Annotated in this window: 12 protein-coding genes; 4 read left to right on the top strand and 8 right to left on the bottom strand. The window is 65.4% G+C overall.

What is annotated here, in order from left to right; all coding sequences use genetic code 11:
* Positions 1 to 181: 181 nt before the first annotated feature.
* The 3 genes from MKK49_RS24610 (at position 182) to MKK49_RS05135 (ending at position 2,309) form a co-directional block, all read left to right on the top strand.
* Positions 182 to 874 carry an AraC family transcriptional regulator gene (locus MKK49_RS24610; protein ID WP_244026993.1) on the top strand — a complete coding sequence of 231 codons (693 nt, stop codon included), beginning with the start codon at positions 182 to 184 and terminating at the stop codon, positions 872 to 874.
* Between the two features lie 264 nt (positions 875 to 1,138).
* Positions 1,139 to 1,276, top strand: coding sequence for a hypothetical protein (locus MKK49_RS05130; protein WP_244026984.1), 138 nt, complete (start codon positions 1,139 to 1,141; stop codon positions 1,274 to 1,276).
* Between the two features lie 271 nt (positions 1,277 to 1,547).
* Positions 1,548 to 2,309, top strand: a complete 762-nt coding sequence (locus MKK49_RS05135) for a class I SAM-dependent methyltransferase (protein WP_244026985.1) — start codon at positions 1,548 to 1,550, stop codon at positions 2,307 to 2,309.
* Positions 2,310 to 2,679: 370 nt separating this feature from the next.
* Here the strand turns inward: MKK49_RS05135 and MKK49_RS05140 are convergent, their stop codons facing one another.
* Together MKK49_RS05140 and MKK49_RS05145 are read right to left on the bottom strand one after the other, a co-directional pair.
* Positions 2,680 to 2,940, bottom strand: coding sequence for a hypothetical protein (locus MKK49_RS05140; protein WP_409565020.1), 261 nt, complete (start codon positions 2,938 to 2,940; stop codon positions 2,680 to 2,682).
* Positions 2,941 to 3,125: 185 nt separating this feature from the next.
* Positions 3,126 to 3,668, bottom strand: a complete 543-nt coding sequence (locus MKK49_RS05145) for a DUF2059 domain-containing protein (protein WP_244026986.1) — start codon at positions 3,666 to 3,668, stop codon at positions 3,126 to 3,128.
* Between the two features lie 181 nt (positions 3,669 to 3,849).
* On the opposite strand from MKK49_RS05145, the gene MKK49_RS05150 reads away from it, so the two are divergent.
* Positions 3,850 to 4,407, top strand: coding sequence for a metallophosphoesterase (locus MKK49_RS05150; protein ID WP_244026987.1), 558 nt, complete (start codon positions 3,850 to 3,852; stop codon positions 4,405 to 4,407).
* Between the two features lie 93 nt (positions 4,408 to 4,500).
* On the opposite strand, the gene MKK49_RS24455 is transcribed toward MKK49_RS05150, so the two are convergent.
* The 6 genes from MKK49_RS24455 to MKK49_RS05180 all read right to left on the bottom strand — a co-directional run.
* The gene (locus MKK49_RS24455; protein ID WP_279595343.1) at positions 4,501 to 4,626 is read right to left on the bottom strand and encodes a hypothetical protein; all 126 of its coding nucleotides are present in this window, start codon (positions 4,624 to 4,626) and stop codon (positions 4,501 to 4,503) included.
* Between the two features lie 1,540 nt (positions 4,627 to 6,166).
* Positions 6,167 to 6,727, bottom strand: a complete 561-nt coding sequence (locus tag MKK49_RS05160) for a PIN domain-containing protein (RefSeq protein ID WP_244026988.1) — start codon at positions 6,725 to 6,727, stop codon at positions 6,167 to 6,169.
* On the bottom strand, positions 6,720 to 7,079 hold the full coding sequence (locus tag MKK49_RS05165; RefSeq protein ID WP_244026989.1) for an STAS-like domain-containing protein: 360 nt from the start codon (positions 7,077 to 7,079) through the stop codon (positions 6,720 to 6,722). The genes MKK49_RS05160 and MKK49_RS05165 overlap by 8 nt, the downstream gene beginning before the upstream one ends.
* 4 nt (positions 7,080 to 7,083) lie before the next feature.
* Positions 7,084 to 7,977 carry an ATP-binding protein gene (locus MKK49_RS05170; protein ID WP_244026990.1) on the bottom strand — a complete coding sequence of 298 codons (894 nt, stop codon included), beginning with the start codon at positions 7,975 to 7,977 and terminating at the stop codon, positions 7,084 to 7,086.
* A 205-nt stretch (positions 7,978 to 8,182) separates the two neighbouring features.
* Complete coding sequence (locus MKK49_RS05175) at positions 8,183 to 8,653, bottom strand: hypothetical protein (protein ID WP_244026991.1); 471 nt, start codon at positions 8,651 to 8,653, stop codon at positions 8,183 to 8,185.
* Between the two features lie 284 nt (positions 8,654 to 8,937).
* Positions 8,938 to 10,160 (bottom strand): hypothetical protein (locus MKK49_RS05180; protein WP_244026992.1); only part of this gene is annotated, 1,223 nt, incomplete at its 5' end.

Consider the following 10,160-nt stretch of genomic DNA (forward strand, 5'->3'; position numbering starts at 1 on the left):
CGTGCGCGAGGTCTTCGTCGGGCGCTGCATCCGCAGCACCAACTCGATCAGTTCCTCGCGGCTCAGCCGCTCAAGATCGCTTCGGCCCATCCTACAAAGGAATCAGCGAAACCCAACCCGCACAAGGGGGTGGGTAATTACCTCCGGTTCTGTTCGATCGATTCAGAATGATCGATCCGCCATAGATAGAGCGGGCGATTTTTCGATACGCGATCCAAATTCGCCATGGACGCTCGAACACAAGGGTCACGTCGAAGTGCTGGCCATTGAGATCCCGCGGGATCGTTTGGAGAGCATGCTGGGTTCAGCTCGCCATTTTGCAGGGCTGACTATGTACGGCCACCTACCTGTCACGACCCTGGCCCGGTTGTTCCTCTCCAACATGATGAGCATGGCGGATCGACTGACGCCTCAGGCGGCCGAACGCATGACCTCCGTGGCGATCGATCTCGTTGCCGCCAGTCTCGCCGAGCGCTTGTCGATGGAGACGCCCAAAGCCCTGTCCGGGACGCTGACCGTCCAGCGCGCCAAAGCCTACGCTTTGGCGAATCTCGGCAAACCCGAGCTTGATACATCGCAGGTCGCTGCGGCCGTCGGCATTTCGATGCGCCAACTCCAAACGCTGTTCCGCGAACGCGGGTCCAACGTCACGGCTTGGATATGGCAGCGGCGCCTCGAACAGGCCGCGCAACGCCTGTCCGACCCGGCCTGCCTTCACTTACAGCTCGGCGAACTGGCCTATGGATGCGGCTTCGCGAGCCAGTCTCACTTCTCCCGCCGCTTTCGCGACCAGTACGGCTTGAGCCCGCGCGACTATCGTCACACGGCGTTTGCCCGGGCCGCCGAAGCCGGAGGCGCCGTGCGAATCGTTTAGTTGATGCCAAGTGGTCGAGACGATGCGAAGTGAGCGGCGCGCGTCTGCGGCAACCCGCCGGACGTTCCAAGAAATCGCTCATGAAGCTCTGCGCATGAAGCCCGCGCAGCGCCCGTCTGATCGTGAGTGGGCATCCATCAGGACCCCCAGCAACGTTGCGATCGACCCCCTGCAGCGCCGTCGTGCGCATCCGAATCCTTCTGGCCCGGCTGGAGAAGGTGTGATCTCTCCTTCTTGGCCCTTTCGCACGTTCACGGATACGCCATGCCCCGCTGGTTTCTCGCCTTCATCGCCGCCGTCGCGACCCTCGCCCTGGTGATCGCGGTCCTGTTCCTGGGAAGTGGTGCCACCCGGAACACCGTCCCCATGAAGGAACCAGGGGTGAAAGAAACCACCAAGTAGAGCGCCCGGGTGACAGGCGAACGCCGTCTCGCCGATGCCGCCGGGCCCTCCGATCCCCTCGGTGACGCTCTCTGGGAAAAGTTCTCCCATACGAGGTCGATGGTTCTGCCGACCCCATGACGGCACCTTGGCTCGGCGCCCTCGGCTTGGCACCTTTGGCTGGAAAGGTTAGCGATACGGCGGCGCTGGGCTCTCGCGCCGTGATGGCCGCCTTGTTCCGGTGCCGTGAGCACCGCAGGGCGATCGTTCGATCGCAGTCGTGGGAATACGAATGGACGCCGGCGACTCGACGCACCCTCTGCCCGACAATCACCATGGCCTCCACTACATGGCGTTCATGGCGCATATCAGTCGCGCACGGGACAGCCGGCGCTACCTCGAGATCGGGGTCAGTCAGGGGCACCTCCTGTCTCACATCCACACCGAGACGGCCATCGCGGTCGATCCGTCGTTCCAGATTTCCTTCAACGTCTCGGAGAACAAGAAAGCTGTCACGCTGATTCAGGCGCCGAGCGATACATTCTTCGCGGAGTACGATTACGAAGCGTTGGCGAACGGGACGTTGGACCTCGCCTTTCTCGATGGAATGCACACGTTTGAATATCTTCTGCGTGATTTCTATAACACCGAAGCAATTTCATCGAACCGTACGTTGATCGTCATGCACGATTGCATGCCTCTCAATGCCGAGATGGCTGATCGGGACCAGAAAAGGTCGGCGGAAACCGGAGTGAGCACCCGGTTCCCCTACCACTGGACGGGCGATGTCTGGAAGATCATTCCCATCCTTCAGACGTATCGGCCCGATCTGCGGGTGATCTATGTCGACTGCCCGCCGACGGGATTGGTGTGTGTCACGAACCTGGATCCACACTCGTCGATCCTCAAGGATTGTTATTTCCAGATCGTGGACGAATTCCGGGCCCTGAAGAACGATCTCGATGCCATCGGCGCGATGTATCGCGGAATCGAAATCACGAGTTCCGCGGTGATCACGAACGATCATGACCTGACCCTGTATTTTGGCGGCTGAGACTGGATTCGCTTGATCAGAGCGAAGACCGGATCGGTCAGTCCGTGCGGCGCCTGAGGATGACCGAACTCCGCATCGCGCAGCGATCGAACCACGTTCGTAGGACAGCAGCGGAAAAACCCGCCGCGGCCTGAGCCGGGCGGGTCCGAGATGTTGCATTGGCCAGTTTCAGGGCGGGCGTCTCTCACAAAACTCCCGCTGTGCCGCCGTGCTCAAAGCGAGAACCGACGGTGACCGGGATTTTTGCGAGGCGCTCTTATCCCAGAGATCCTACGCCGGAAGTCCTGCGCCGAAATCCATGCGAGACACCAGAACTTAATTTGGCAACGGCTTTTGCCGCGAACCGGTATCCACTGCTCGGGGCGATGTCTTATCGACCGCCGCCATTGGCGCTGCTGTTGGGAATTGCCTGCTCGGGTCGGGCGGCATTGCCGCCCGCCGCCGAGTTGGTCGTCACGGTGTCGGCGCCGGTGGCCCCGCGGGAAATCGCGATGTTGGCATCGTTTCCGGTGCTGTTCGGCTCACTCTGAATGACGGCACCGGTGCTGCCGGGCTCGCGTGAAGGACCGCCCTGGGCGAGGGCCGGGGCGGTGGTGAGCAGGGCAACGCCGATAAGAAGAACGATTTTCACAGGGAATGCTTTCGTTGGACATGGCGGCGAACCGGCCGCCGACGTCGTGGCGTAGGGCAAGTCCCACCGACGCCAACGGTTTCCCGCGACCTGTGTCACACCCCCGGGCAACCCAGGCAGGCAACCCGGGCAGGCCAATCGAGGATGTGTGCGCATCGATCGTCGGTCTCGCAGGTCCCGGGAGATCATTTCGGCTTGTCGCCAGGGCCCCACCCGCGTGCCTTGATGATCTGCACGATTTTCGTCTGCATCTCCGGCATCAATCCTTGCATCCACTGCGTCGTGCCCGTCATCTGAGCCTGCGCGAGCTGGGGTTGAGCCGCTGCCAATCGTCGGCCGGCGGGCGAGCCGTAGAACGTTCCGATGGCCTGTAGATCCTCCTTGCCGAGAACGCCGGCGAAGCTGCGCGCCTGGATGTCGAGAAGCTCGTCGTAATGGGCTGTCAGCAGCGGAAGCACGGCTTCCCGTACGATGATCTGCGCCCGATCGGCCTCCTTGATCCCCATCTGCTGCATCATGCCGGCCATGGGGGCTGCCATCGCGTTCAGCGTGGTCGTGCGATCCCCCTGCATCTGGGCCACGACCTCGCGCGCGACTTTCAAGGTCGCCGGGTCCGACACCGGCTGGGCGGCTGGCGCAGCCGGTTGTGCGGGCGCCGGGGATGAGAGGGTCAGGCACAGGGACAGCCCCGCGACGATCGGGGCGATGCGGCCAAGCTGATTCGGCAAAGGCGTTCCTCCGGTGGTGCGAGAAGGGGAGATAGGGCGTCCGCCACGAAAGGCCCGTCGCGCGGGTCCGGGGCGACATCGCGCCGACTTGCCGCGCGGGTCCCGGGTACCATCTCGCGCAACGGCAACGCGGTTGCCGTCTCCCCGCTCCCGGAGGGGGCGCGACTTCCCCGCAGGACGCATGGCAACCTTCTTCACGGCCGACACGCATTTCGGTGATGCCCCCCTCGTCCTGCGCCGCCGGACCCTCTTCACATCCGTCGAGGCCCATGACGAGGCCCTCGTCGCCCGCTGGAACGCCATCGTGGGGATCGACGACGTGGTGTGGCACCTCGGCGATTTCGCGGCTGGGGCCAGTCGTGAGCAGTGCGCGGCGATGTTCGCCCGCCTCAACGGCACCAAGCGGCTCGTCCGCGGCAACCACGACACCAACCGGGTGCTCGAACTGCCATGGGTGGATCCCCCGGTGGAGAACGCCCGGATCACGGTGCAGGATTGCCATGGGCAAGCCTGGCGGCTGTTCCTGTCGCACTATCCGCACCGGTCCTGGCCGGGGTTCTGGCGCGGAACCCGCCATCTCTACGGGCACACGCATGCCTGCCTGCCCGATACCAGCCGTGCTTGCGATGTCGGCATGGACGCCTGGGATTACCGCCCCGTCGACCTCGCGACCCTGATCGCACGTCAGGATGCGGCCGAGCAGGCGCCGGAGGAGATGGCCCTACGCGGTCTGCGCTGACGCCGGGTCCGGCCCATGACGAGGCCGCGCGCCGCCCCGTTCCTTCGCGAAAACCTGGCGCCGATCCGGACCTCGTGTACCAATCGGCATTGATCATAACCGATAGACCCAATCGCGCAGACCGATGGACAGGATGTTCCAGGGCTGGTCGACGAGGTGGTTCCAGGCCTCGCAGCAGCGCTCGACGATGTCGGTGCCGCGCGTCGCGCTGGTGATCACGGCGCCGGACGGCGCACGCCCAGGGGGATCAGGATCGACCGTGCCTCATGCCGGCCCGCCTGCGCCGCCGCCCGGTCGTTGCTGGAGACGGCGCCGCTGACCGTCGCGAGGTGGCGGATCGCCGTCGCGATGGCTTTGTCTTCCGCCTCGCCCTACCTGACCGGGCGGCTGCTGTGGGCGTCCTCCGGCGAGTGGACCCCGACCCGGTCCAGCCGCAGTCGGCGCACCCAGGCCCCCGCGGTCACCCCGTCGTCGCGCGCGGCCGCTGCACGGCCTGGCTGAGCTCGGTGCTCATGCGGGTCACGAACCGGACCGGCAGCCCTCGGCGCCCGGTCCTCCGCTGCGAGGATGTGGAAGCCGACGCCGCGGCGGTCGTACGGCCCATCGGGATGGAAGCCGAGTTGGTTGTGTCGCTCATTTTTTGCTTTCTCGAACGAGGGTTTTGTGACCGCCAGCCCGTCAGGTCGGCCCCTTTGGAAGGGGAGGATGCCCGACCGCGTCGGTGGGCACCGGTACGGGCCCAGCTCCCGTTGCCGCCGCCGTCGCGCCGGCGAGGTAGTACGGTCATGGGCAGCCTTGCGCCGGGCCTCGATCGCGCCGTGGACGGGGACGGGGACGGGGAGGACCAGCAGCCGCGGCGCACGGCGGAGCCGCGCGCTATCCGTCTCCGCCCGGAGTTCGGCCAGCACCCGCTCCCAAGTCGCGACGTCGTCCGTCATCTCCCGCATCGCCCGGGCGCGCTCGTGCCCAGCGTCCGCGTTCGGCCCGGCGCGCCAGGGCGGCTGGCCGGTCAGGCGCCGCGCGTACTGCCACGCCCAGAACTCGGGTCCCATGGCCCCGAACAGCAGCGTGCGATCCCGGGGCCGGATCCTGCCGAACGTCCCGCCCGCCACGGCCCGCGCTTAGTCCCGCGTGGCGGAGGGGAGGGATGGGATCGTAGGGCCCGTCATCGGCGCGGCGCCGATGACGGGGAGATCGTTGTCGTTGGCCGGCTTCGCGGCGACGGGCGCGGGTGGGTCCGCCGGCCTGGGATGCCGCCGAGAGGGGCGACCGAGCGTGACGGATCTCCGAGGCGCGCCGAATCCTCCGGCGGCTCGATATCCATTGGAAGCCCAGGCCTAAGCCGTTTCCAGTGGGATGCCAAATTTTATTGGGTAGGGATTGCGGTCTGGATAATTTTAATCAAATATCTAACGATGCCTGCACCGACGCTTGTGGGATGCCGTCAGGACGTTCGCAGCGCATACCAAGCCCTCGGAATAGCGACGCCGATGAGCGAGATCGCGATCGCCTATGGCGGACCGCCTCCGGGGGCGGGAGGCGAACCGCGCTTCCCACTCTACGCCGCCGACGCGGCGTGCGGGCCGCGTTGACGGCGCGCTTTCCCGGTCTCCTGGAACCTGCACCGCGGTCAGCGCCGGACCCCTTCCGTCTCTTCATCGTCCGGCCCGACGGCCCTGTCGGCCCGTCGGCGGATGGGACGACGCGGAGCGCGACCTCGAGGCTCTCGCAAGCGCCTGCCTCGTGAGGGCATCGAGGCTTAGCATGTGCTGTCCGGTCTCAGCATCGTCCGATTGGCCGTGATGATCGTCAGGCCACTTCCCCTGAAGTCGCTGTCATCCGTGAGGATCATCACTTTTTCGGAGAGACAATAGTCGCGCAGGATCAAATCGACGAAATCCAGGGTTCCTTCGCACAGCTCCTGCACGGTTCGTCTGATATCTTTCGATGAGCCGACATCCGTCGGGGTCGAGGATTCGATGATATTCAGACAGGATTCCTGCACGAGACGCATGGCCGCGCGGAAATCGTCGCTCTTCCGGAATTTTTTGAATGTGATCGACGGGTCTCTGTTCGAATGTTGGAAGTTTGCGTACGCGATGCGCGCGCAGATGTTGAAAAACTCGTTGATGATATGGTCATTGTAGAGAATCGCATTGTCGTTCTTTAAAAGCGTATCATAGGCCGAGCTGTAGATTTCGACCTTCTTTCGGGGAGCGCCCTCGTTGAACCCCTCGATCATCACCCAGATGTTGGTATCGATCAAAATCTTCTCGTTGTGAAGAATGTCGACTTGCTCGATCCAGACAATCCTATCCATCGTCGCTTTCGATAGCCTGCGAGAAGTCCGCCCGGGCGCGCACAGGATTGTCGAAAAAAACCTTGGCGCGGTCAACGACGAGCTTGAGCTGGACGAGCTGGCGCGGATCCGCGCAGACGGGCGGTGCGAGCTGCTCGCGCAGGCGATCGGGGGGGAAGGCGCCGTAGAGCTGGCCCACGGCCGTGTTCAGGAACGCGGTCGTCATCCGCGTCACCGACTCGAAAGACAGGCAAACCCGGTGACCGGCCAGGATATGGTCGTAGACGAGATCATGCACCCTGTGTCCGTCCGCGGCGGAGACGCAGATACCGCCACCGACGACCTGGGCGACATTGATGGGAACGTCTTTCATGGCGTCACCAGATGTTGTTGGGGTCCGGGATCTCGACGGGGCGATGGGGAAGGGCCGCGATCGTCTTCATCTCGAGGAGGACGGCCGTCCCGGGATAGGGCGCGGCGAGGTGTCGTCGGCTGACGAGCGCCCCGTGCTGCTGCCAGAGGCCGCCGGCCGACACGACCGTGATCCGACCGCCGTTCTCCTCGATGAACTCCCGCAGAACCTTGGAGCCGAGCCCGCCGGGAACGTCCCCCTGCCGCGTCGTGTTGTAGGGCTCCATGGCCCAGGCGATCGCCTCGGCCGGACTCAAGGCGCGATGGAGCTTCGCGCAGACGGCGCGCTGCATGCCCTCGCCCCCGTCCACGATCGCGAAGGCGAGAACCTGACGGCGCGGGAAGTATTGTCCGCCGACGATGACCGGCAGCGACGCCCGGGCGTGCAGGGCCGCGTTGGCGAAGATCTCGTCGATGCTCTCGAAGAAGCAGCGGCGCAGGGCCGCCGTCATGTTCGGCATTTCCGGCCGGTCGAGGTGACGCTTCGCATACCCGCTGAAGGCGAGTGCCTGATCGACCTCGAACGCCCGTATCGGCATGACCGTGTTGTGGCGGTCGAACTTCCGTTTCGAGATCAGGTGGTTCTTGCAGAACGTGTCGCGCAAGCGCGGGCGCAGTCCGCTCAGCCGAACGACGTTGCGGCGGCACGCCGCCTGCCGAAACACGAGATCGAGGGCGGCGGTCAGATGGCCGTCGAACCAGGCCACCTTGGAAAATTCGACGATGATGTTGGCGTCGTGAAAGCCCGACAGGTCCCGGTGGAGGCAGGCCATCGCGTTGAAGCCGGCGGTGTTGGCCTTCACCTCGACGGAGGCTTGCGGGGCGGAACAGGAGAACCGGAGCGTGACGTCGCCGGCCAACCCGCGCGTCTCGTCCGCTCTCCCCGGATTTGGCATCCCTGGATGCGGCATCCTAGTGCATCGGCCCGAGCGGAGTCGGCCGGCCCTCGGCGAGGATGCAGACGGAGACGACGGCCGGCATTCGCGCCCCTCCCGGCACGGGCATGAGGAGGGGTGGCGCCGGTCGGCCCCACCCCGTGCGTGGTTGAACGGATGCGTTGGAGGGTCAGGCGAGGCCGCTCATGAGGCCGTCGTGGCTGGCCGATACGGTGCCGCAGCCCTTGTCGAGGCTGAAGTCGTATCCGCACGGACTCTCATGATGGGCCGTGCTCGGATGACAGTCCGGACCCTTCTCTCCACCGCCGAAGCAGGCGTCCGAATACTTGTCGCCCGAGCCATGTTCGGCGTGATGGCCGTGGCCCCAATCACCGTGGCCCGGCCCATTGCCGTGGCTCGAATCGGCTTCCTTGCAGTCGCCCTTGTCGTGGCCTTTGCCGGGCTCGTTGCCCCAGTCGTCGTTGCCCTTGTGGTGGCCGGCTTCCTTGCCCCAGTCACCATGGCCCTCGCCATGGTGAGCGTCGTGGCCCCAGCCGTTGTCGTGGCCGTTCTCCTTGCCCCACTCGCTCGGAGCGGGAGGGGTGACGGGCGTCGTGCCGGTCGGGCTCAGGGTGCTCGTGACCGTATCGAGGATAGACATGAATCGTCCTCCTAATCGTGTTGATCATCGGATGTGGATGTACGCCTCGATTTCTCCACGAAATGAAGCGTCTCAGTAATAACGGGATAAACCCGCATCTAGTTTATATAATACAAAATCAGACTGTTCAATAGATATCCACGATTTTATGCAGCATACCGCCAACTAATGGAAAGTATTTGATTTTATTATATTTTAACTTGTCCATTTGCGGCGAAGCCGAGGCGCGGCAGAGATTTTTTTCGTCGCGATATCAAGCCTATGCAGTCTACAAATCTTTGCCATTACACCAGGCCGTGCAGCAGGCCGTTCGCCGAGGCCAACCCATGATCATGCGTGTCGACGGTGTCGACGTAGGACTGTCCGGCGAAGCCGACGACCGGCGCGGGGGCATGCACGATCTCCGCGGCGGCCTCGGTCACGCTCGATCCCGCCTTCTCGACGGCATGCGAGGCCCCGTTCGTATCGGTCGCGGCGTGGTCGGACGATCCAGCGGGGACGCCGCCCTTGCTCTCGTCGCGGGCGGTCTCGCTTGAAGCCTTGCCGGTCTGTGACCCAAGGTCGATCGCCCCGGCGGACTTGAGGGCCGTGCCGACGGCCGCGCCGACCGAGTGCCCACCGTCCTGGCCTGCGTGGCTCGCGTTCTCCTGTGCGACGCCGGAGGCATGAGCCGCGAGATCGGATTTCTCGGTCCCGCCCTTGGTCGCAGCGGACTCGTCCTTCGCGCTCGCAACATCCTTGAGCGCACCGGCGGCCTGGCCGACCGTCGCGGCTGCGGACGTGGCGTGCGAGGCACCACCGCCACCTTCGGTGGTTCCCTTCGTGCCCCCGAGGGTATCTGTGCCCCCGAGGATATCCTGTCCGCCCGTAGACTTGGGCGACGCGCCGGCCGCCGTCGCGTCCGTGGGACCGGTCGCGTGCGTCAGTGCGCCACCGACGGCGGAGCCGAGGGTACCCGGAAGCGACGCGCCGCCCTCGTCTTGGCGGTCGTGGGATTGTGTCCCGGTCGCCGCAACCGCATCGCCCACGGTCTTGGCGGCGGTGGTGAGCTCGCCAAGCGCCGAGCCCTTGTCATGCGGCGCGTCCGCGGTCGCTGCGCCGCCCACGGTCTTGGTCACCGGGGAGACGGCATCGCCGAGCGCCGCACCATCCTTGTCGGACGCCACGCCCGAGGGCGCGGTCGCCGCGCCGTCCACGACCTTGGTCACCGGGGAGACGGCATCGCCGAGCGCCGCACCACCCTTGTCGGGCACCGCGGCAGAGGCATCGGGCGCCGCGCCGCCCAAGGCCTTGGTCAACGGGGAGACGGTCTCGTCGAGCGCCGCCCCATCCTTGTCGGACACCGCATCGGAGGGCGCGGTCGCCGCGCCCCCCAGGACCTTGGGCACCGGAGAGACGGCATCGCCGAGCCGCGCACCAACCTTGTCGGGCACCGCGTCGGAGGGGGCGGTCGCCGCGCCGCCCACGGCCGTGGACACCCTGAAGCTGGGAACGCGGAGCGCGCGAC

This window comes from Methylobacterium sp. J-090 (genome assembly GCF_022829345.1).
Classification (GTDB): Bacteria; Pseudomonadota; Alphaproteobacteria; order Rhizobiales; family Beijerinckiaceae; genus Methylobacterium.